The sequence below is a fragment of the Microbulbifer variabilis ATCC 700307 genome, from assembly GCF_000380565.1.
GTDB lineage: Bacteria > Pseudomonadota > Gammaproteobacteria > Pseudomonadales > Cellvibrionaceae > Microbulbifer > Microbulbifer variabilis.
In genome coordinates, this window is record NZ_AQYJ01000029.1 from 574,651 (window position 1) to 596,749 (window position 22,099).

Consider the following 22,099-nt stretch of genomic DNA (forward strand, 5'->3'; position numbering starts at 1 on the left):
TCTATACTGGTCGTTGTAAAGGAAAGGTGCGCCGGCGAGAGAGTGTGTCTCTGTGGGGTATTGCCGGAGCGGTTAGTTTAAAAATTGTACATCTCTGTGAAGGATTCGATGTCTGTTTTTGGTGCATCCCGCATCGAGTGGTAGCCCGCTGAAGAAGTTGGTGTTGGAGTGGGCAGGGGCAATCGGGATTCGCTTGATGCGGACATAGAAAAATAACTGCGGCTCACGGAACTCAAAAGGAGCAGCTCGATGAACCATACTCAGCCCGACCAGACTTCGCTCTCTGAAGATAAATCCCTTCAGCAGGCTAGGATATCCGGTGATCCGAATATCCTCGACCAGCTGCTGGCTCCCCCCGAGGCTACCAGCTTTGGCATTGCTGCCAGAGTGATCGATGTGCTTGAGCAGCGCATCGGTAAGGCCTCTCTCGCAATTCGCCCCGTTGCTTCCGACTTAAGCATGTCTACCCGGACACTGCAGCGTCGTTTACAAGAGCACAATCTGAGCTTCGCCTCACTGCGCGATCATGTGCGTTTTCGCCATGCAGTGCACTTCCTGAAGGATACTGCGCTCAGTGTTGATGGAATTTCAAGAATTCTGGATTTCTCCGACAGAACCAGCTTTACCAGCGCTTTTAAACGTTGGACCGGTATGTCGCCTACTGGCTATCGACGCCAGGTTCGCCAGCGCTTTTAAGTGGAAATTGGTTTGGCCGATCTTGCTCTGGTCGGCCCGATCCGTTGCCTCGACGGGGTAAACCCGTTAGAGTTGGCGGCAATTTTATAGGCTGACTCTTTGAGGTTTTGCATGAGCTTTTTTATTCCCTCTGCGATGGCACAGCAGGCAGCGCCGGCACCACAAGGTAATCCAATGATTACCTTGCTGATGTTTGCAGGCCTGTTCGCGTTCATGTGGTTTTTTATTATTCGCCCTCAACGCAAGCGTCAAAAGGAGCACCAGGAGCTGGTTGGTGCCCTGAAAAAAGGTGATGAAGTGGTGATGAGCAGTGGTATGCTCGGTCGTGTTGATAAGGTGGATGAGGACTACATTGTTCTGGAAGTTGCGGACAACATGTCCTTGAAATTCCAGAAAGTGGCAGTTCACGCTGTTTTGCCAAAAGGCACAATTAAAAAGATCTGATAGCCTTTTGGCTTGATCTTACAATTGTCCAGTTGAGAAAGCCCGGCGATTGCCGGGCTTTCTCGTTTCTGTGAGATTGATTCTTTGCACTCTATGTTATCCCTTATAGAAAAAATCTTTTGGAAGAGCAGTGCAAGCTAATAGTCAGCGTGAATCGAAGCCCGCGATAATCCAAAAAATAATGGGCTTTTCAGAATTATACAAAATTCAGGTGGGTACTCGAATTATGACGAAGGCTGTTTTCGTCTTTAAGTAACCCTTTCTACGACCGCAATTTTGTAAAAACAGACAGAGCAACGACGCCAATATTAGCCCTGTCCATAGAAAAGGAGTCTCTTGTGCCCAAAAGCCTGCCTGTCGAGTTGCCTGAGCGCCTTTGTCTTGGCAACCTGCCAACACCACTGCAGCCTCTTGATCGAATCAGTGAGCGTTACTCCCTTCCTTTTGGTGGCCCCAGAATCTGGGTAAAAAGGGACGATCTGACTGAATTTGGGATGTCTGGTAACAAGCTGCGAAAGCTGGAGTTTGTAGCGGCAGAGGCACTCAGCCGGGGTTGTGACACTTTGATTACCTGTGGGGGGATTCAATCCAACCACTGTCGAACAACGGCACTTGTCGGTGCGCGCCTAGGGCTTGGAGTACACCTTATTTTGCGGGGAGAGCCTGATACTTTAGTGGATGGGAACTTGCTTCTGGACCATCTCGCTGGTGCAAAAGTATCCATCTATCCGCCCAAAGAATATACAGCTGAACTTGGAAGGAACTTTGCTTATTGGCAAGAGGAATATCTGGGCCTGGGGCATCGCTCCCTTTGTATTCCCACTGGCGCTAGTGACGGGCTGGGGATTTGGGGGTACCTGTCTGCTTCGCAGGAGCTAATAGAGGATTGTCACAGCCAAGGCTTTGAGCCAGAGTATATTGTAAGTGCCACCGGCAGTGGTGGAACTCAGGCAGGTTTGACCCTGGGTTGCCAGTTGCTTCAAGTTAAAACGAAGGTCACCGGGTACGCAGTATGTGATAGTGCAGCCTACTTCGAGGACAAAGTTCGCGAGGATATCTTTCACTGGAGCCGCTTGACGGGAAACGAGATCAATCTTTCATCTCTCGAGGTTGATGTAAATGCGAATTTTATCGGGCCTGGGTATGGAGCAGCCGGTCCTGAGGTCTACCAGACAATCAATGAGGTGGCCAGCCTCGAGGGAATTTTGCTTGACCCCGTCTACACCGGCAAAGCCTTTCACGGGCTTTTACATCAGTTGCGCAATGGTAGCTATGAAGGTTGCAGCAATATAGTTTTTGTTCACACTGGCGGACAATTTGCTTTGTTTCCCTACCGGCAAAACTTTTCATTTCAAACGGTTTAACGCCCCTTTACTGTTCTAGTGCTGCGTAAGCTGCTAACCTGCGCAACAAATTACGGCTGTTGCTGTATATAAAACAATCAGAATTAATTCAGAGGAGTGGGGGGTTAGCTTGGATTCCTTTAATCAACTGCTGCTGTCATTGGACGGCATGCTCGGTTCGGCACCTTGGTTTCCCTGGGTGTTGCTCGGGGTAGGTTTCTTTTTCACCATTTATCTTGGGTTCCCGCAAATTCGCTATTTCGGGCACGCAATCAAGATCGTCCAGGGTAAATACGATAAACCTGGTGATCCGGGTGATACCTCGCACTTCCAGGCCCTGGCTACCGCGCTTTCCGGTACCGTGGGTACCGGTAATATTGGTGGTGTAGGTCTTGCTATTTTCCTGGGTGGTCCGGCCGCACTGTTCTGGATGTGGATGACCGCCTTCCTGGGTATGACAACCAAGTTTGTCGAAGTAACGCTCTCCCATAAGTATCGTATTAAAGCCGCAGATGGCTACTACGCTGGTGGCCCCATGTTCTATATGGAGCGCCGCCTCAATATGAAGTGGCTGGCAGTCTTGTTTGCCATTGCTACAGTGATCTGCTCTTTCGGTACTGGAAGCCTGCCTCAGGTGAATAATATTGCTCAGGCAATGCATGACTCCTTTGGTATTGAAAAAGCCCTGACCGGTGGTGTACTCGCCATCCTGTTGGGAATGGTGATTATTGGCGGCATTACCCGAATCGCCAAGGTGACTTCCACTATTGTTCCTGCAATGGCGCTGATCTATGTGATTGGTGCACTGGGTGTGATTTTCTACAACATAGAAAATATCGTTCCCTCCTTTGTGGCCGTTTTCCGCGATGCCTTTACTGGCAGCGCTGCAGTAGGGGGCTTCCTGGGAGCCAGCTTCGCCTATGCCTTTAACCGTGGTGTAAACCGTGGCCTCTTTTCCAACGAAGCGGGGCAGGGCTCTGCGCCGATTGCTCACGCCGCTGCGCGTGCCGATGAGCCTGTTTCCGAGGGCATGGTCTCCCTGCTCGAGCCATTTATCGATACCATCATTATCTGTACCTTGACCGGCCTGGTAATCTTGTCTTCCGGTGTCTGGAGCGAAAAACATGAAAACCTGTTTGAGGGTGCGGATACTTATGTAGTGGAAGGGCGTTATGACGAAGGTAACCCCGAGGAGGTGAAGCAGTTATTTAACTACCTCAGTAGCCAGCCCAGCGATGTGAAACCCTATAATGGCTCGGTGGTTGTAACCGATGGTCGCCCGCTAAACGCTCAGGATTTTACCTTGATCCATGCGCGCTCTATCGCTGAAGACTTGGATTTCCGGGTGGGTGAAGATGAATTCAGCGGTGTACTTAATGTGGTGGATGGTAAGTTTGCCAATGAAGATGTGGATATTTGGGGGAAATCCCTGGTGCACTCAGTAGCGCTTACCAATAAGGCTTTCCAGCGCGGTTTCTTCGGTGAGTATGGTGGCTTGATTGTTACCCTGGGAATTTTGCTGTTCGCTTTCTCTACCGCAATCGCATGGTCTTACTATGGTGATCGTTCCATGATCTACCTATTTGGCCCCAAAGCGGTTATGCCATACAGAATTGTGTATGTTATCGCCTTCTTCTGGGCGGCAATTGAGGATACGACTGTTATTTGGAATCTATCCGCTGTAGCCATTGTCATAATGACTCTGCCCAACTTGTTCGGTATTACCGTATTGGCGAAAGAGATGAAGAATACGGTGAAGGATTACTGGAAGGATCCCAGCCACAAATAGTGTGGTTCTTAGGGACTCTAACCTGAAGCGAAAAAAGGCAGCCTGATGGCTGCCTTTTTTATTGTTCGGTTCCGCTGGTATGGCAAGGGAATCGAACTCCTCAGCAGATATATTTACTCTGCTTGAGCACTCAGGGTGACACCGGAGTATGACTGATAGCCACGAATGCTGATATGCCAGGTACCGCTTTGCGGGTTGCTGATGCTGCAGCTTTCATCATTGCCCCACTTGTATGGACGGCAATCCCAGGTATTGCGAGTTGGTGCTGAACCATGGCGAACATAGAGATCTGCGTCACCACTACCGCCTGACATCGTTGCATTCAAGGTTGATGCACCACTGCCTACCTCCAGGGTGAAGTGCTGCCATGCATTCGCAGAGCCGGAAAGGTTAGTTTCCTCCCAGCCGTCTGAGTTGCCACCTCCGTCGTCACCTGTGAAGCTGCCTACCAGGCTGACACCGGAGAAGGAACTATAACCGCGTACCATGACGTAATAGGTACCTGCTTGCACGTCTGCATCGTCTATATCACAAGTCTCATTATTGCCCCCGCTGAAAGGACGACAGTCGTAACTGGAAGTAGTTGGAGCAGCGCCGAAGCGTACATAGAGATCTGCATCTCCACTTCCGCCAGACATAGCAAAGCTCAGGCCAGTAGCTCCTGCTGGAACCTCTAGAGTGTAATGAAGTTCATCACCAGAGCTGCCGGATAGGCCATCCACAGACTGACCATTTTCTAATTCACCGGGAGGGGGGGGAGGAGTATCGTCACAGGTAACACCGACAGTATTGAAGGCTGCAGTAACGTCAGCCTTGGTGTATCCCAAGTCAACAGCCGCTTGCTCAACGCCACAGGCAGCTTCGTCATAGTCAGAGTTGGTTCCCCAGTACATCTGATTGGCAAGGACGAACACATCAAACGCCGTGCGGGTATTCCAGCCAGAGGTGTTGGCTATCAGGTAGAATGCGCGGTTGTAAACCCCGGAGCTGTAATGCACATCCATGCCGTTATAGTAGTCATCGGCATGGCCGATGGAGCTTCCATCCTGGGTGGGGTCTTCAAAATAACGCAAGGCTCCACTGGACTTGAAAATCTGGGCTCCAACCAGCCAGTCGTTGCTACCGGTCATGAAGTACTCGGCGGCTTCACCTGAAATATCAGAGAAGGCTTCGTTGATACCGCCCGGCTGACCACTGTAAACAAGATTCGAGTTCTGCTCGGTGAAACCGTGGCTGACCTCGTGTGCTGTTACATCCAGGCTGACTAATGGGTAGAAGGTGTTACGGCCATCCCCAAATGTCATTTGGCTGCCATCCCAGAAAGCGTTTTCGTAATTGTTGCCATAGTGCACACGTAAACGCAGCTTCTGGGTCAACGGTGAGGTGTTATACCAATCGTTGAACATATTGAAGACCACACCTCCAAAGAAGTGGGCATCGTTCAGCGGTGAGTAGGCGCCGTTGATTTCCTTGTAATCATTATAAGGGCAGGTGAACTGGTGAACGCTGCCGCCGCTGGTACCGTGGTTCAAATCCACAGTTTCCACGTTAGTGGTATCCATGCGGCAGTTGGCATCCACTTCCATAGAGGGGAAGTCAGTGCCGTATTCATAGCGGCCAGTCTTTTGGTTGCCACCAGGGCCCTGAGCATCCTGGAACGTAAGGCCGTCCCAGTGCTTGATTACTTCGCCAGTCATGGCGTCAATGAAGTAGAAGGGGCGCCTGGGTTCTTCGCCGTATTCAACCCAGTTCACCAGATAAGCGAGACGAGCCTCATCTTGCTCATTAATGTAAACAAACAGCTCTTTTTTCTGGTTCTTGGCTTCCAGCTTCAGAACTGGCAGGGATAACGCTCCCTGCATAATTCCTTGTTGGGCTCGTTGAGTAATCTGGTGGTTCATTGCGCGATCGAGGGCGTTATCACCGTCAATAGATGCGCGGACAGTCGGTACTTCGATTTCCAGTCCTGTCAGAACGTCGCCGTGAACTTCAGTAATTAAACCCTGGCCTGAACTGGTTACGGTCTGTCCCCAAACCGGTATGCCTTTATGTGTCTGCTGATAGCGGGCAACAGTTTTTCCGCTTCCGAGGGTCCGCTCACGGACTTTTACCAGAGCCATATCGGACCCTGCGGCAGCGGTTAGCGTCTGCGGCGAGAGCATATCCGGTGTAGCGGGGATGCGATCGGCAGCCTGGGCACTTATAGCCAAAGCTAAAGTGCAGGTAACTCCTATTAGATGTTTCATTGCTAGCTTTCCCTTTATAACTTTTTATATGAAACCGGACGTCCGGGGCCGGGAGATACCCTTATGGGTTACTACAAAAAAATGGCTGGTCGGTACGGGCCGGTCTTTTAGTGCGGTAAGACAGCAGAAGATAACCAGACGTCAGAGGTGGGACCGCACATGCGGTAATGACGTACGCTTTCTCAAACCTGTTACCCGATTTTAACGGGCAACCTGAGATTACCTTGCGTACGCATAGTGGCAACAAAAAGGTGATGATAAACCTATATATTTGAATTGTTTTCGATATTTTTGCTCAGGTAGTCACAAATCAGCAATTAATATCCTGCCGGAGAAATCCGAAAGATACGCCTAATTATTCCTGCTGAATGAGTGGGGTGCCAGTTAAATATTATTTTTAAAAAAATAATGTGATCATTTTTAAGGTTAAACATTTAGAAGGAGGTACTCCCTCTCCCATGAGCTAATTACCCTGTTGAACTCCTCGTATTCATCGCGCTTAATTGCACTCCATGCTTTTACGAATTTCCTGCCAAACATTTCTGCTGCTTCTTCACACTCCAATAAAAGATTTAGGGCATGTTCTTGCGTGCGGGGTAGGGTGATGGGCTCCATGGAGCAGTCGCCCTGGTAAGGTGCGCTGGGTGCCACTTTATTGATCATCCCTAAATAGCCACAGGCGAGAGAGGCAGCAATGGCTAAATATGGATTGCAGTCAGCTCCTGGAAAACGATTTTCCAGTCTTTTTCCTTGAGGGGAGCTGTCGGGAACTCGCAATCCAGTTGTGCGGTTGTCATAGCCCCAGTGCAGGCTGGTCGGTGCAGCCATTTCCGGAGTAAAACGTCTATAGGAGTTTACATTCGGGGCAAAAAAGCTGATAAATCCAGGTGTATATTTCTGCATGCCGCCAATAAAGTTTAAGAATGTTTCATTTTCTTTTTCATTTTTGTCAGTGAAAATATTTTTTCCGGTTTTTTCATTAATGACGCTTTGATGTAAGTGTAGTGCGCTGCCAGGCTCATCCTCCATCGGTTTCGCCATAAAGGTTGCATAAATTCCATGGCGCAGTGCAGTTTCCCTTACTGTCCGTTTAAAAGTGAAAACCTGGTCAGCGAGTCGTAAAGGGTCTCCATGCAGAAAATTTATCTCCATTTGCGCGGTGCCAGACTCATGGATAAGCGTGTCCACATCCAGGCCTTGTGCCTCACAGAAATCATACATATCCTCAATGATAGGTTCGTATTCGTTGGCCGCATCGATGCTATAAGATTGCCGGGTTTTTTCTGTACGGCCAGAGCGACCAACGGGTGCGGAAAGTTTTTCATCCGGGTCTAAATTTCGTTTCACCAGGTAGAATTCCACTTCAGGGGCAACAATCGGCTTCCACCCTTTAGCTGAATATTTTTCTAGAACAAATTTGAGAATATTGCGTGTACTAATCGGATGGGGTCGACCATCGCGTGTATAGCAATCATGAATAATTTGAGCAGTGGGATCATTGGCCCAGGGGTTTAGGCGAACTGAATCGGGATCGGGTACCAAAAGCATATCCGTATCGGCCGGGTCTACCAGTTCGTTATGTTCATCGACGTAGTCGCCGGTCACAGTCTGAACCAGAATGCTTTCCGGAAGGCGGCTGTCCTGGGTGAGGAATTTGTCGGTTGGGGTGAACTTTCCTCTGGCATTGCCCGACATATCAGGTACCAGGCACTCCACCTCGGCGATTTGGTGCTCTGCAAGCCAGTTTGTAATCTTCCGCATCTTAGCCCCTTAGGTAAAATGACCTCTCCCTGTGGTGACTTCAGTATACGCTTGGGCGCCTGCTTGCGTTGTTGTGAGCGAGGGCTGGGGAAAGGGCGCTGCAGATTAATGTGTAGGGTTGACTATGATTGTGACAAAAAGCCTGAGTTAGTATTCAGGAGTGTGTTGTTGCTAATCTTATAAGTTAGTGCTTTTCGGGCGCTCTTATCAGCTCAGGGAATTATTTTAATGAAAGTGCTGAGTGGACATACAGAATCGTACTACGCTGCGAGTGCCAATATGGCTCTCGAATACCCCTTGCTAAATGGGGATATAGAGGCGGATGTCTGTGTGATTGGCGCTGGATACACCGGTCTATCTACGGCACTGCACTTGGCTGAGAGAGGCTATAAGGTTGCGGTGCTTGAAGCTGAGCGAATATCCTGGGGCGCTTCTGGGAGAAATGGTGGTCATGTTGGGGTGGGCCAACGCCGCTGCCAAAGTGATCTGGAGGAAATGTTTGGCGCCGATATTGCGGCCCGGCTCTGGAAGTTCAGTATCGAGGCGGTGCAACTAGTTGAGCGGTTAATTGTTAAGCATAATATCCCCTGTGATCTCAAACGCGGCATTATGCACCTGGCAGCCAAGCCCAGTCATGATAACTATCTGCGTAAGGAAGCGGAGCTGTTGCGGGATCGCTATGGCTACCAGGGGGTGCGATACGCGGATGAGCAGGAAGTACAGGAGCTGGTTGGCTCCACGCGTTATCTCGGAGCTCAAATTGATAGCGATTCGTTGCACCTGCACCCACTAAACTATGCACTGGGATTGGCAGCGGCCTGTGTTGGGATGGGGGTAAAACTTTTTGAACACAGCAGAGTGCTGCGTTATCGAGGTGGAAGTCCCTGTGAGATCGTAACTGCCAAGGGGCGAGTCAGGTCACGCAATGTGGTGCTGGCTTGTAATGCTTACTTAGGTAAACTCGAACCGCGCATGGCAGGCAAGATAATGCCTATCAATAACTTTGTAATCGCCACCGAGCCTTTGCCCGATTCACAGGCACAAGAGTTGATTGCCAACGATCACGCGGTACAGGACACGCTTTTTGTTATCAATTACTGGAAGCTCTCAGGCGATAACCGCTTGATCTTTGGCGGTGGTGAGAATTACACGACTCGCTTCCCAGCTGATATTCGCAAGTTTGTGCGTAAAAACATGTTGAAGGTATATCCGCAGCTGGAGAGGACTCACATTGAGTATGGCTGGGGAGGGGCTTTGGCAATTACTTTAAACCGCATGCCACACATGGGCAGGCTGGAACCCCATATTTATTACAGTCAGGGGTATTCCGGGCATGGGGTCCCCACGGCTACGTTTGCAGGTAAGGTCCTTGCTGAGGCAATTGCTGGGATCGAAGAGCGCTTCGATATTATGGCCAGGATACCAACAGATACCTTTCCTGGCGGCACCCTGTTACGTTGGCCGGGGCTTGTGTTGGGTATGTTCTATCACAGTATGATGGATAGGTTTGGGCGGTAGTTGCTACCTCGGCATTTCGGAGCCTTGTCTTGCCACCAGCGAGGATGACCAGGACAATTATCTCCTTGGTGGATATCTCTATAGTCTTCTGCTCGTGAAAGGCCCCTGTATACCACTCGACTCCCGAAGAGATCGGTCTATGTCTCTAACTCTGGCTGTGCTTGTAATGGGGGTTTCCGTAGACTCTCCCTAGCATTGTTTTTTTCAATAATCATGAGACACTCCATTGCAGGCTTAAGTTATGCGGGAGGGAGCTCAATCCTATGAGTTGGATTGGCGGCGCGGCGGGCTGCTTATCGGTCATTTGGTGGAAATTTATCAGCGTATAGAGGTTGCATGCCCACCGAATGAGTTGAACGGTCTTCTAAAGTTTGTTTTGGAAGTTAGCGATGCCCAATTGCTGGTGGCGAGCCAAGAGGTATGTCTAAGTGTACTCTGGAAGATTTACGGCGGGTGCTGGGTGCCCTGCTGGAAAAGTGGCATGGCAACACAAGGCCCGCTGGGCATGAGTATGTGGAGGGGCCTTAATGGATGCTCGACCCGATAAGCTGGTAATTGCAATTTCTTCGCGTGCATTGTTTAACCTGGGTGAGAGCCACCAGGTATTTGAGGAGCAGGGGTTGCAAGCCTTTTCCCGTTACCAGATTGACCGGGAGAACGATGTGCTGGATAAGGGAGACGCTTTTCCTCTTGTTGAGAAGTTTTTAAAGATTAATGAGCTGCTAGAGGGAGAGCCCCGGGTTGAAGTGATATTACTTTCCCGCAACAGTGCTGATACCGGCTTGAGGGTGTTTAACTCCATCGAGCACTATGGTTTGGATATTACCCGTGCAGCTTTTTGTAATGGCGAGAGCCCTTACCGCTATATCGGCCCCTTTGGCTGTAATCTGTTTCTGTCTACAGATGGGCTGGATGTCCAGCGTGCACTGGAGCAGGGGGTGGCTGCGGCTACCTTGGTGGCAGGTGGGAGTCGCGAGTATCGGGATGACGTGCTGCGTTTTGCATTTGATGGCGACGCCGTTATTTTTTCTGATGAGGCTGAGAGAATTTATAAGCGCGATGGCCTTGCCGCTTTTGCGAAGGCGGAGCGGGCTTCAGCCCAGGAACCACTTGGCGGGGGTCCATTTAAAGGGTTCCTTGAGGCCCTGCAAAAGCTCCAGTCGGAATTCGGCCTGGATTCCTGTCCTATTCGTACTGCCTTGGTTACTGCGCGATCTGCGCCGGCTCATGAGCGAGTGATTCGCACCCTGCGGGCCTGGAATATTCGTGTAGATGAGTCGGTGTTTCTGGGTGGGTTGCCAAAAGGCGAGTTCCTGCGTGCTTTTGGGGCCGATGTCTTTTTTGATGATCAGCCGACACATTGTGCCTCAGCCGCGGAGCATGTTGCCACGGGACATGTGCCCCATGGTATTGCCAATGCTGAAGCCTGATCAAAGAATCCCGCCAGAATGGGATTTATCTCTCAAAGTCGATTGACACTAGCTCCTCTTCACCGGATATTCATCTGTCTGTTGGCCCGGGCTCTAATTCGCTGCTATTCTTTTCGCGCATAACTCAATGTGTTTTTTATAACAAACAATTTATCTGTCAGGGTTGCGCTCGTTCTGGGGCGGGGTGATTGATAGTAAGGGAGGACCTATGAAGCTGCAGCAGTTGCGATATATCTGGGAAGTGGCGCATCACGATCTCAACGTTTCTGCTACTGCGCAGAGTCTCTACACTTCTCAGCCGGGTATCAGTAAACAGATCCGCTTGCTTGAAGATGAGTTAGGTGTCGAAATCTTCGCTCGCAGCGGCAAGCACCTTACAAGGGTCACCCCTGCTGGTGAGGCAATTCTTAAGACGGCCGGCGAAATCATGCGCAAGGTTGAGAATATCAAGCAGGTTGCGCAAGAGTTTAGTAATGACAAGAAGGGCAGTCTGTCTGTTGCCACCACTCACACCCAGGCTCGCTATGCATTGCCCCCGGTTATCAAGCTGTTTATTTCCCGTTATCCGGAAGTGTCCCTCCATATGCATCAGGGCACTCCAATGCAAATTTCAGAAATGGCAGCGGATGGCACTGCGGATTTTGCAATTGCCACTGAAGCGTTGGAATTGTTCAGTGATTTAGTGATGATGCCGGTTTATCGCTGGAATCGCTGTGTACTGGTGCCGAAAGACCACCCCCTGTGCCAGGCCAGCAAACTGGATCTTGAGGAGGTTGCAAAGTACCCAATAGTGACTTATGTATTCGGCTTCACTGGTCGTTCAAAACTAGATGAGGCCTTTCTGGAAAAAGGACTGTCACCGAAAGTGGTATTTACTGCTGCTGATGCGGATGTGATCAAGACCTATGTGCGCCTTGGCTTGGGGATTGGTATTGTGGCGGATATGGCAGTGGATGGAGAGGATGAGGATCTGGTAGCGCTGGATGCCAGCAATTTGTTTGAACCCAGCGTGACAAAGATTGGTTTCCGAAAAGGAATTTTTCTACGCGGTTTTATGTATGAATTTATCCAGCAATTTGCCCCGCATCTAACCCGTGAGCTGGTTGATCAAGCGGCACATGCTGGGAGTCGTGCAGAGGTTGATGCGCTGTTTTCTGGCATGGAACTGCCAGTTTACTAGTCCAGCTATTTAAGAGACCATGCTTTAAAGGTAGAGGCTAGGAGGCCTCTACCTGAATCATTGGTTGCAGTACTTCTTTAGCGAACTTGAAATAAACGGTATAAATCACCGCTTCCTGGCCTTCCCGCTCAACGACAAAAAAGGGTGCGCGCTCTACTTTGTATTGCTGGGCGATTTTTATTCCGGCGCTCTGTGGGTCGCGCACATCGGCTATCAGCGTCTGGTCGATAAACTTGAGCTGATCATTTCCCTCCAGCTTTTCCTGCACGTCGCGGCACTTGGCGCAGGGAGAGCCATCGGCGAGTACTTTTTTGACCAGTGTGATCTTCACAATAAATTCCTTGATCCGTTATAAGCACCGAAATTAGTGCTATTAACCACGAATTTATCAGAAGGTCTAATAACATTGAAATATCGATCCAGGATAGGGCTATAACCAAAAACTGTAGTCTCACTACAGGAATTGGTGCCAAACGCGGAATTGTCAGCTTCCCATAATCCTATTAGCGTAAAAACTGCTCAGTGGTATCTAAAAGCAGGCGCACCTTGGCTAAGCATTCGCGATGTTCTGCCGCAGGATCCGAGTCTGCGACAATGCCACCGCCCGCTGCGCAGGTTATGCGCCCATTGCTAGCACTGAAAGTGCGGATAGCAATATTGGTGTCAGCTCGGCCACAGCTACTGACGTAGCCGATGCTACCGCAATAAATGCCACGGGGACTGGACTCAAGCTCGCGGATGACTTCCATCGAGCGCCTTTTAGGTGCTCCGGTAATCGAGCCTCCAGGGAAGCAAGCTGCGAGGAGGTCACTGTAAGCAGAGTCCTCTGACATCTCGCCGGTAACAACACTAACGAGGTGGTGAACATTCGCGAAGCTGGCTAGCTGAAACAACTCTGGTACACGCACACTGCCTTTACGACACAACTTACTAAAATCATTGCGGAGTAGATCTACGATCATTAGGTTCTCGGCGCGATCCTTGGGGCTCCTCTGCAGGGTGAAGGCTGCTCTCTGGTCCGCTAGCGGGTCGGCAACCCGGGCAGCAGTGCCTTTGATTGGTTCTGTGCGCAAGCTGTCGCCATCTGCGCGGATAAAACGCTCCGGCGACATGCTCAGTAGGCTTCCCTGAGCTAGTTCCATATAGGCAGAAAAGGGACCCGCGACCCGTGTGCGTAGGGCCAGGTAGGCACTGAAGGGGTCGCCTTCATAGGGGGCGCAAAACCTTTGCGTGAAGTTTGCCTGGTAGACATCTCCTGCGGCGATATATTCGAGAATGCGTTCAATCCGAGCGCGATATTCCTCAGCGCTGAACTCATGTTCAAATGGGGCCAGCAGGCGGAACTCCGCCGTGTTCAAAGGCTTTTCCCAGGTTATCGAGTTAAAACGCTCGGTCAATTCTTGCACTTGTCGAGGTGGGCAGGCTGGGTGGAATACCAGGTGGCAGCTGCCTAATTGGTGGTCTGCGATATAAGCCCAGCCATAGAGACCAAAAAAGCCTGCCGGTAAATCGGTAGGGCGGGTGTCCGATGGAAGATAGTTGCCCTCTACCCCAAGTTCATATCCCGCATAGCCGATCACTCCGCCGCAAAAAGGCAATTGCGAGTCCCGCTCCTGTGGGCACAGCTCGCAGGTCAAGTCATCCAGCTGTGAAAAGGGGGCTGGGCTATTTGCATGCAACTCGAGGGTGCTGAGGGGGTCGGCGCTGATGATGTCATAGCGGCCTCCACCAATGGGTCGGCCACTGTCGAGCCATACCGGTGCGGGTAGGTCGGCCACTGCGGCAAAGGCCGCTGCTGTGTTCAGGGAATAGGGCAGGGAGACAATTTGCATATCAAAACATGGCTGTCCGGAAGACGGCGCACACTACACATTTTGTGGCGGCGTGAAAAGTCCACGTGGTTCTTTAGTCAATTCTGCGTTCGATACCGGCTTGTGACATTAAGCGCGTCGCAAGCTCCTCCACTGAAAGCTGTGTGGCATTGAGAAAAGGCACTTGTGCCCTTCGCAACATCTGCTCCACTTGGCGCACTTCGAATTCACATTGCTCCTTAGAAGCGTAGCGGCTATTGGCGCGTCTTTCCTGCCTAATTTGCATCAGGCGCTTGGGATCTATGGTCAGACCAAATAACTTGCGGCGATAAGGGCGCAAAATCTTTGGCAGTGTGGTGGAGTCCATGTCCTCCTCGGTAATGGGGTAGTTGGCAGCACGTAGCCCAAACTGCAGTGCCAGGTACAAGCAGGTGGGCGTTTTGCCGGACCGGGATACGCCGAGCAGTATCACGTCAGCCTGCTCAAACTCACTAACCCTGCGTCCATCATCGTTGTCGATAGCAAAGTGCACCGCATCAATGCGCTCACTATAGCGGCGGTTGTCGGCAATGCCGTGGGAGACATTGACGGTCTGTGCCGGGTCTCTACCGAACAGGTTGGCTAATGGTGTCAGGTAGTTTTCGAAAACATCCAGCATCAAGGCGGGACTTTGGTGTAACTGATCGCGGATCTGGTCAGAAACGATACTGGTAATAATGATCGGTTGGAGGCCCGATTCTTTAGCAGCTTTTTCAATCCGCTGAAGTGCTAGCTGTACCTTCTCGTTAGAGTCGATATAAGGCAGGGTTACCTGTTCCACATGCTGGTCCTGGAACTGGGCCAGAAGGCTGTGACCGATAGCTTCCACAGTGAGACCGGTTCCGTCGGAAATGAAAAAAGCGGTGCGCTTGTCTTTTGCCATAATTCTTCTCTATCTGTTGGCAGGTTGCCGGGCGGCGAAAAGGCGCCCAGTATAAAAGGGGTGGGACAAAAGGTCTTTTATTCCGTGATACTGAAATTTTTGTAGAAAATTTACAACATTTTCAACGTATTTTACGGGCTATTTTTTACAAGACTCATCCTTATAATCAGCGCCCACTAATACCTGATTTCAGAGGGGCTTCACTTGACGAACTTCACCATCGACTTCGCAAAACTGGGTATGGACGATGTCGACAAGGTCGGCGGTAAAAACGCATCACTCGGTGAGATGATCTCTTCACTTGCCGGTGCCGGCGTGAGTGTACCGGGCGGCTTTGCAACTACCGCGGAGGCCTTCCAGGCTTTCCTCGCCCACGAACAGTTAGAGCAGCGAATCGCCGAGCGTTTGAAAGGGCTGGACGTTGGTGATGTTGTGGAACTGGCGAAGGCCGGCGACGAAATTCGGAACTGGATTCTGCAAACGCCATTCCCCGCTCAGCTTGAAAAAGAGATTCGTGATGGATACGAGGCTTTGGGCGGTGGTGAGACGGCTGTCGCTGTGCGCTCCTCCGCAACAGCAGAAGACTTGCCGGATGCCTCTTTCGCAGGCCAGCAGGAGACTTTCCTAAACATCCGCGGAGTTGATGCGGTTTTGCAGGCGGTTAAGGAAGTTTTTGCTTCTCTCTATAACGATCGCGCTATTGCTTACCGGGTACATACGGGTTATGCGGATGTGGGGGTAGCCCTGTCTGCTGGTATTCAGCACATGGTGCGCAGTGAAACTGGTGCTGCCGGTGTAATGTTTACCCTGGATACAGAGAGCGGTTTCCGCGATGTAATCTTTATCACTGCTGCCTTCGGTTTGGGCGAGACAGTGGTGCAGGGTGCGGTAAACCCTGATGAATTTTATCTGTACAAGCCTGCCTTGGATACTGGTCGCCCTGCGATTTTGCGCCGCAACCGCGGTAGTAAAGCAATCAAGATGGTATACGACCAAAGTGGTGAGTGCGGCCGTTCTGTTAAAACTGTTGAGGTGGCAGAAGAAGATCGCCAGCGTTTTGCTCTGAATGATGAAGAGTTGACCAGCCTGGCTGTGCAAGCTCGCAAGATTGAAGAGCACTATGGTCGGCCGATGGATATCGAGTGGGCCAAAGACGGTGACACCGGTGAGTTGTTTATTGTTCAGGCTCGTCCAGAGACAGTTCGTTCTCGCGATCAGGGTACCAGTATTGAGCGTTACAGCCTGCAGGAGCGTGGAGAGGTATTGTGTGAGGGCCGCGCGATTGGCCAGCGCATTGGCGCCGGCCGGGTGCGTAAGCTGAAGTCTGTTGAAGATATGGCGGCGATGCAGGATGGTGAAGTCCTGGTGACGGATATGACCGATCCAGACTGGGAGCCAGTGCTGAAGAAGGCCAGTGCGATCGTTACCAATCGTGGCGGCCGTACCTGTCACGCGGCCATTATTGCTCGTGAGCTGGGTATTCCCGCGGTGGTCGGCTGTGGCAATGCTACCGAGCTGCTGGAAAGCGGCACTCCGGTGACCGTATCCTGTGCTGAGGGGGATACTGGTTTCGTTATGTCTGGAGAGCTGGATTTCCAGCGTGAGGAAACTGAAGTTTCCGAAATGCCGGATCTGCCATTTAAGATTATGCTCAATGTAGGCAACCCGGATCGCGCATTTGCTTTCAGCCACCTGCCCAATCAGGGCGTAGGTCTTGCACGCTTAGAGTTCATCCTCAACCGCATGATCGGCATTCACCCAAAAGCTCTGCTGGAGCTGGACAGCCTGCCGGAGGACCTGCAACAGAATATCCGTGAGCGCATTGGTGGCTATGCTTCTCCTGAAGACTTTATTGTTGAGAAGCTGGTTGAAGGTATCGCCACCTTGGCCGCTGCTTTCGCGCCTAACCGTGTCATTGTGCGTTTGTCAGATTTTAAATCCAATGAATACGCACACCTGGTTGGCGGCCAGTTGTATGAGCCTAGTGAAGAAAATCCGATGCTTGGCTTCCGCGGCGCTGCCCGTTATCGCTCTGAAGATTTCCGCCAATGCTTCGCTCTCGAATGTCGCGCATTGAAAAAAGTACGCGATGAGATGGGGCTGACCAATGTTGAAATTATGGTGCCCTTCGTACGTACACCGGAAGAGGCTGAGGAAGTTGTTGGCCTGCTTGCAGAGAATGGCCTGCGCCGCGGGGAAGGTGGACTCAAAGTCATTATGATGTGTGAGCTGCCTTCAAATGCCCTGCTGGCTGAGGAGTTCCTGCAGCATTTCGATGGTTTCTCTATCGGTTCAAATGACCTGACTCAGCTCACCTTGGGACTGGACCGAGACTCCGGCCTGGTGGCTGATCTATTCGATGAGCGCAATCCGGCAGTAAAGGCTCTGCTGTCCCGCGCTATCCAGGCTTGTAAGAAAGCCGGCAAATATGTGGGCATTTGCGGTCAGGGCCCTTCTGACCACAAAGACTTTGCCCGCTGGTTGATGGATGAAGGGATAGACAGTGTTTCCCTCAACCCGGATACCGCTGTAGATACCTGGCTATTCCTGGCGAACGAGGAAGCCTAATTTCCTCGCCGATGCGGCCCTTATTGGGCCGCTTTTCTATTTTTCAGTCTAAAACCTGGCTAAAATTTTTTTGCACAAACGCAAAGCGCCCCTGGCCAAAAATTAGGCTTCTGTTGCTGCTTCTCTCGATATCCTCGAAATTTGTCCTGCATTCTTTGTGTGAGACTTGCAGATCACACGCTATCTAAAAAATTCAAACCTCTATGCTTTTTCACCCAGAGAATTATTCATTCTAAGGCTTTGTATTTACCTCAATAGAATCGGAAGAGTCCTGAGGCAGCGCGTTAACCGGAAAAATTCGCGTATTTTGCTTTAGCACTGATTCACCAAATTGGGGATTATCCCCGGGTTGAGCTTGAAAGTGGATTCGGTTGGGCTGTTTCCCTTTCCATCCACTTCAGCAAAGCAGATAAAGTTGTTGAGGTGAGCTATGCAGTTAAGCAGACAATTAAAGATCCCCATTTTGCACATCTTCCTGATGTTATGTCTTTTGACATTGTTGGCGGTGCCCCCTGCAATAGCGAAGCCACGTGGTGGTAACTGGTTTGATGACCGAGCTGCCGCGAGGGGAGGAAGCCCGTCAATCAGGATTGATTTAAGTGAACAGCGAGCTTACTTGTACAAAGGTGGCAAGTTAGTAGGGGTATCCAGGATATCCTCAGGTAAACGCGGTTATAGCACACGCCCTGGACACTTCCGCGTTCTTTCCAAGCACCCCTATCACCGATCTTCGATTTACGGTAGTTATGTCGACAGGCGCTCGGGCCGCGTAGTGCGGTCTAATGTTAATACCCGTAAGCATCGTCGTCCTGCAGGTACTGTGTATCGTGGGGCCAGAATGAATAATTATATTCGTTTTAATGGTGGAATCGGCTTGCACGCCTCAGGCAGTGTACCCAGATACCCGGCATCCCATGGCTGTGTGCGTATGCCCCCGCATATGGCGAGAAAGTTTTATCGGCATGTGCGTGTTGGTACTCCGGTTAGGGTAACCCACTAGATGAATTTGTAACAGCGAAGGCTTGGCCGGGTATTATCAACAGTGGTGATACCCGGTATTTTTTTGTTTCCCTGCCAGCATTGCCCCAGTATCGCTATCATTCCTCTTTTCCCAATAACTGTGAGATAGCTGATGCCAATTTCTACTCCTGATCTGTGCGATGCCCATGGCGACGAGGTGCGAGTGGTTGAGCCGATGTTTGTAAATTACGGAGGCCGAGAGCGTTTCGGTGGAAAAATTGTAACCATTAAGTGTTTCGAGGATAACTCATTGGTGCGTGAACTGGTGACGGAGCCGGGCCAGGGAAAAGTATTGGTGGTGGATGCGGGAGGTTCTATGCGTAGAGCCTGTTTGGGGGATATGTTGGCAGAGAAGGCCGTGGCAAATGGCTGGGAAGGGATAGTGATGTATGGGTGTATCCGAGATGTCGATGAAATATCTGCGTTGGACCTGGGTGTTCAGGCCCTGGGAACCCACCCGATGAAAACCGAAAAGAAAGGTGTTGGCGAAAGAGATCTTGCAGTTACTTTTGGCGGCGCTACCTTCCACCCTGGAGAATATCTCTATGCTGATAATAACGGCATTATCATTGCCGATAAGCCACTAACCTGAAGTCAGATTCTCTGATTGAGCAAGTTACACAGCGGCGTTATAGGCAACGATTGGCGATATGTGTAGCCCTTTTTCTGTGGGAAAGGCAATTGCCTGCACTGGAGAGCGTGTCCTAGCGACTATCGGCCTGGTCTGCATGGAGTTTTGGGGGAATACGAGCCCTACACTGATAAGTGTTGTTGTCACAATAACTTCCATAAGAACTTCCTAAATCTACTTTTTGTTATCGGTCTTTGGCGCACAAATATATATCCTTTTGGTGAACTTTTTTTTCGCGGAACTTGTTGAATTGTTTGTTTGCCAGGGTTGCTCACCCCGTTTAAAGCGACTGAAGGATAGGTAGACTTTCCTGAACAATGGTGTCAGCTGGCGCATCTCTTTACCTCCCTGCTTTCAACGTTCTCCGGCGGGTCATCCATTTCCTCAGGGCGTGGCTCCCCAGCGGAAAACGTCACCTATCATTGTGCTTTGGTAATCCTCGATATCCCGTTGGAAATGGCAGGGTATTTCGCCGTTACTGCCAGTATGGAAGGTAAAAATGAGTGAATGGCGTAAGAAGTTCTTTACCAGGCCTCTTCTCAAAGTCATTAAGCGGGTTCTTCCGCCAATTTCCGAGACTGAGCGCGAGGCGATGGAAGCCGGTGAGGTTTGGTGGGATGCCGAACTTTTATCGGGAAAGCCTGATTGGAAGCAGCTGCTGGACATGGGGCCGCCAGAGCTGAGTGAGGAAGAGAAGGCATTCCTGGATGGCCCCACAGAAGAACTCTGCCAAATGGTAAATGACTGGCAGATCAGCTTTGTCGATCACAATATCCCGGAGCATGTTTGGGACTTCCTGAGAAAAAATCGCTTTTTTGGCATTATCATTCCCAAGAAATACGGTGGTCTTGGGTTCTCCCCCACAGCACATGCCGAGATAGTCACCAAAATTTCCACCCGCAGCAATTGTGTGGGAGTGACGGTGATGGTGCCAAATTCCCTGGGCCCGGGAGAATTACTGTTATCCCATGGTACTCAGGAACAGAAAGACTATTATCTGCCTCGACTTGCGGACGGGACAGATATCCCATGTTTCGCCTTGACCAGCCCCCAGGCAGGCTCAGATGCTGCAGCCATGGTTGACCGGGGTGAGGTTTGTTATGGGGAGTATAAGGGCGAGAAAGTCCTCGGCATGCGTGTGAACTGGCACAAGCGGTATATTACCTTGGGACCGGTAGCCACGGTATTGGGACTAGCTTTCAAACTCTACGATCCAGAGCACATTTTGGGAGACAAGGAAGCGCTGGGAATTACCGTTGCACTAGTACCCACCGATACTCCCGGAATCACAATTGGCCAGCGTCATTTACCAGCCATGCAATCTTTCCAGAACGGACCTAATTGGGGAAAGGATGTTTTTATTCCCATGGATTGGATTATTGGTGGCGAGGAAAATGTCGGGAAGGGTTGGGAAATGCTGATGAGTGCCCTGGCTGCAGGGCGCGGTATTTCTTTACCCTCACTGTCTACTGGCGGGGCCAAGATGGCGGCGCGTACCACAGGTGCCTATGCGCGTATTAGAGAACAGTTCAATGTGCCAGTTGGGCGTTTTGAAGGAGTACAGCGACGCCTGGCAGAGATTGCTTCTATCGCCTTCGTGCTCGATAGTGCCCATAAAACCACAACCCGAGCCCTTGACCATGGACGAAAGCCAGCGGTAATTACAGCCATAATGAAGGCTAATGCCACCTCTGGATTGCGTCATGCAGTTAATGATGCAATGGATATCCATGCTGGCAAGGCGATAATGGATGGCCCCCTGAATTACCTGGGGAATGCCTACCGTGCCGTACCGGTAGCGATCACTGTAGAGGGTGCAAATCTACTGACCCGCAGCCTGATGATTTTTGGTCAGGGTGCAGTTCGTTGTCACCCCTACTTACTGGATGAAATGTTAGCGGCGGAGAATCCAGATGAAGAAGAGGGCTTGGACCAGCTGGATAAGTTATTGCCCAAGCATATGTGGTTCCAGGTAAAGACTCTGTTACGAGGGTTTTTCCATGGCTGGACAGTAGGGCTTTTCGCCAGCAGTCCTCGCAATGTCGGCGGGGCAGCAAAATACTATCGACAATTGAATCGCTATTCGGCAGTGCTCACTTTAGTAACAGAAATTTCTTTGATGAGCCTGGGTGGAGAGTTGAAAAGAAAAGAACTGATTTCCTCGCGCTTGGGAGATGTTCTCAGCCAGCTCTATTTACTCAGCTGCACTTTGAAGCGCTTCTACGACGACGGAAACCCCAAGGATGATTTACCCCTGTTGGAATACTCCATGCGTGATGGACTACACAAAATAGAGGTGAATCTTCTTGAAGTTTTTCAGAATTTTCCTCGACCATTCCTCGGCCAGGTTATGCATTTTCTAACCATGCCCTGGGGACACAGTGTACATACCGCATCAGATCGCCAGGCTCATGCTTGCGCGGAATTATTGCTGACTCCCTCTAAAACCCGGGATCGTCTCACTAGAGGTGTATTCCTGGGCAACCCTGGTGATGGGGTGGATATTGTCGAGCAGGCATTTATAAAAGTTTGCGCGTCAGAGAGAGCTAGGGAAAAGCTCAAGAAAGGGGGAGTGCGTACCCTGAGCCGTGAGAGTGTGGATGAGGGCTTGCAGCGTAATTTGATTAGTGATGAAGAGGCTGATGCTTTGCGTGATGCTGCTGATGCCGTGGATAAGGCAATCCAGGTCGACCACTTTGAGCATTTGGGGGAGGAGTCTGGAAAGATAGAATAACGCTAC

At 50.7% G+C, this 22,099-nt stretch carries 17 protein-coding genes; 11 read left to right on the forward strand and 6 right to left on the reverse strand.

Annotated features, from left to right (window positions below):
* The first annotated feature begins 249 nt into the window (after nt 1–249).
* The 4 genes from G367_RS0121400 to G367_RS0121420 all read left to right on the forward strand — a co-directional run bounded on the left by G367_RS0121400 (nt 250) and on the right by G367_RS0121420 (nt 4,272).
* Complete coding sequence (locus G367_RS0121400; protein WP_020415217.1) at nt 250–696, forward strand: helix-turn-helix domain-containing protein; 447 nt, start codon at nt 250–252, stop codon at nt 694–696.
* A gap of 111 nt (nt 697–807) precedes the next feature.
* Nucleotides 808–1,140 carry a preprotein translocase subunit YajC gene (gene yajC / locus G367_RS0121405; RefSeq protein WP_020415218.1) on the forward strand — a complete coding sequence of 111 codons (333 nt, stop codon included), beginning with the start codon at nt 808–810 and terminating at the stop codon, nt 1,138–1,140.
* Between the two features lie 338 nt (nt 1,141–1,478).
* A complete protein-coding gene (locus G367_RS0121415) occupies nt 1,479–2,504 on the forward strand; it encodes a D-cysteine desulfhydrase family protein (RefSeq protein ID WP_020415220.1) in 1,026 nt (341 codons plus the stop codon).
* 109 nt (nt 2,505–2,613) lie between these two features.
* Nucleotides 2,614–4,272 carry an alanine/glycine:cation symporter family protein gene (locus G367_RS0121420; RefSeq protein ID WP_020415221.1) on the forward strand — a complete coding sequence of 553 codons (1,659 nt, stop codon included), beginning with the start codon at nt 2,614–2,616 and terminating at the stop codon, nt 4,270–4,272.
* A gap of 113 nt (nt 4,273–4,385) precedes the next feature.
* Here G367_RS0121420 and G367_RS0121425 read toward each other — a convergent pair whose 3' ends face one another.
* Nucleotides 4,386–6,518 carry a M4 family metallopeptidase gene (locus G367_RS0121425; RefSeq protein ID WP_020415222.1) on the reverse strand — a complete coding sequence of 711 codons (2,133 nt, stop codon included), beginning with the start codon at nt 6,516–6,518 and terminating at the stop codon, nt 4,386–4,388.
* Between the two features lie 426 nt (nt 6,519–6,944).
* Nucleotides 6,945–8,279 carry a glutamine synthetase family protein gene (locus G367_RS0121430; protein WP_020415223.1) on the reverse strand — a complete coding sequence of 445 codons (1,335 nt, stop codon included), beginning with the start codon at nt 8,277–8,279 and terminating at the stop codon, nt 6,945–6,947.
* A gap of 228 nt (nt 8,280–8,507) precedes the next feature.
* On the opposite strand from G367_RS0121430, the gene G367_RS0121435 reads away from it, so the two are divergent.
* The 3 genes from G367_RS0121435 (at nt 8,508) to cysB (ending at nt 12,407) form a co-directional block, all read left to right on the forward strand.
* Complete coding sequence (locus tag G367_RS0121435) at nt 8,508–9,797, forward strand: NAD(P)/FAD-dependent oxidoreductase (protein ID WP_020415224.1); 1,290 nt, start codon at nt 8,508–8,510, stop codon at nt 9,795–9,797.
* A gap of 527 nt (nt 9,798–10,324) precedes the next feature.
* A complete protein-coding gene (locus G367_RS0121445) occupies nt 10,325–11,227 on the forward strand; it encodes a 5'-nucleotidase (RefSeq protein ID WP_020415226.1) in 903 nt (300 codons plus the stop codon).
* A gap of 208 nt (nt 11,228–11,435) precedes the next feature.
* Nucleotides 11,436–12,407 (forward strand): HTH-type transcriptional regulator CysB, encoded by a 972-nt coding sequence (gene cysB / locus G367_RS0121450; RefSeq protein ID WP_020415227.1) that lies wholly within the window; start codon nt 11,436–11,438, stop codon nt 12,405–12,407.
* Between the two features lie 37 nt (nt 12,408–12,444).
* Here cysB and G367_RS0121455 read toward each other — a convergent pair whose 3' ends face one another.
* From G367_RS0121455 to ppsR, 3 genes are all read right to left on the reverse strand, one after another.
* Entirely contained in the window at nt 12,445–12,738 is a 294-nt protein-coding gene (locus tag G367_RS0121455) for a hypothetical protein (protein ID WP_020415228.1), read from the reverse strand.
* A gap of 172 nt (nt 12,739–12,910) precedes the next feature.
* Entirely contained in the window at nt 12,911–14,239 is a 1,329-nt protein-coding gene (pabB, locus tag G367_RS0121460) for an aminodeoxychorismate synthase component I (RefSeq protein WP_020415229.1), read from the reverse strand.
* 73 nt (nt 14,240–14,312) lie between these two features.
* Nucleotides 14,313–15,140 (reverse strand): phosphoenolpyruvate synthetase regulatory kinase/phosphorylase PpsR, encoded by an 828-nt coding sequence (gene ppsR, locus G367_RS0121465; protein ID WP_020415230.1) that lies wholly within the window; start codon nt 15,138–15,140, stop codon nt 14,313–14,315.
* Nucleotides 15,141–15,344: 204 nt separating this feature from the next.
* Here ppsR and ppsA point away from each other — a divergent pair, with 204 nt between their 5' ends.
* The 3 genes from ppsA (at nt 15,345) to rraA (ending at nt 19,320) form a co-directional block, all read left to right on the forward strand.
* Complete coding sequence (gene ppsA, locus G367_RS0121470; protein ID WP_020415231.1) at nt 15,345–17,708, forward strand: phosphoenolpyruvate synthase; 2,364 nt, start codon at nt 15,345–15,347, stop codon at nt 17,706–17,708.
* A 430-nt stretch (nt 17,709–18,138) separates the two neighbouring features.
* The gene (locus G367_RS25835; protein WP_245556727.1) at nt 18,139–18,708 is read left to right on the forward strand and encodes a L,D-transpeptidase family protein; all 570 of its coding nucleotides are present in this window, start codon (nt 18,139–18,141) and stop codon (nt 18,706–18,708) included.
* A gap of 132 nt (nt 18,709–18,840) precedes the next feature.
* Nucleotides 18,841–19,320 carry a ribonuclease E activity regulator RraA gene (gene rraA / locus G367_RS0121475; protein ID WP_020415232.1) on the forward strand — a complete coding sequence of 160 codons (480 nt, stop codon included), beginning with the start codon at nt 18,841–18,843 and terminating at the stop codon, nt 19,318–19,320.
* Between the two features lie 24 nt (nt 19,321–19,344).
* On the opposite strand, the gene G367_RS26295 is transcribed toward rraA, so the two are convergent.
* Nucleotides 19,345–19,518, reverse strand: a complete 174-nt coding sequence (locus G367_RS26295; protein WP_020415233.1) for a hypothetical protein — start codon at nt 19,516–19,518, stop codon at nt 19,345–19,347.
* 319 nt (nt 19,519–19,837) lie between these two features.
* Between G367_RS26295 and G367_RS0121480 the strand changes: the two genes are divergently transcribed.
* The gene (locus tag G367_RS0121480; RefSeq protein WP_281166132.1) at nt 19,838–22,093 is read left to right on the forward strand and encodes an acyl-CoA dehydrogenase; all 2,256 of its coding nucleotides are present in this window, start codon (nt 19,838–19,840) and stop codon (nt 22,091–22,093) included.
* The last annotated feature ends 6 nt before the right edge of the window (nt 22,094–22,099 follow it).

Bases quoted from the DNA above. Each gene is read 5' to 3' on its own strand.
- G367_RS0121400 (WP_020415217.1), top strand. From the start codon at position 250: ATGAACCATACTCAGCCCGACCAGACTTCGCTCTCTGAAGATAAATCC.
- yajC (WP_020415218.1), top strand. From the start codon at position 808: ATGAGCTTTTTTATTCCCTCTGCGATGGCACAGCAGGCAGCGCCGGCA.
- G367_RS0121425 (WP_020415222.1), bottom strand. From the start codon at position 6,518: ATGAAACATCTAATAGGAGTTACCTGCACTTTAGCTTTGGCTATAAGT.
- G367_RS0121430 (WP_020415223.1), bottom strand. From the start codon at position 8,279: ATGCGGAAGATTACAAACTGGCTTGCAGAGCACCAAATCGCCGAGGTG.
- G367_RS0121435 (WP_020415224.1), top strand. From the start codon at position 8,508: ATGAAAGTGCTGAGTGGACATACAGAATCGTACTACGCTGCGAGTGCC.
- G367_RS0121445 (WP_020415226.1), top strand. From the start codon at position 10,325: ATGGATGCTCGACCCGATAAGCTGGTAATTGCAATTTCTTCGCGTGCA.
- cysB (WP_020415227.1), top strand. From the start codon at position 11,436: ATGAAGCTGCAGCAGTTGCGATATATCTGGGAAGTGGCGCATCACGAT.
- pabB (WP_020415229.1), bottom strand. From the start codon at position 14,239: ATGCAAATTGTCTCCCTGCCCTATTCCCTGAACACAGCAGCGGCCTTT.
- ppsR (WP_020415230.1), bottom strand. From the start codon at position 15,140: ATGGCAAAAGACAAGCGCACCGCTTTTTTCATTTCCGACGGAACCGGT.
- G367_RS25835 (WP_245556727.1), top strand. From the start codon at position 18,139: ATGCAGTTAAGCAGACAATTAAAGATCCCCATTTTGCACATCTTCCTG.
- rraA (WP_020415232.1), top strand. From the start codon at position 18,841: ATGCCAATTTCTACTCCTGATCTGTGCGATGCCCATGGCGACGAGGTG.
- G367_RS26295 (WP_020415233.1), bottom strand. From the start codon at position 19,518: ATGGAAGTTATTGTGACAACAACACTTATCAGTGTAGGGCTCGTATTC.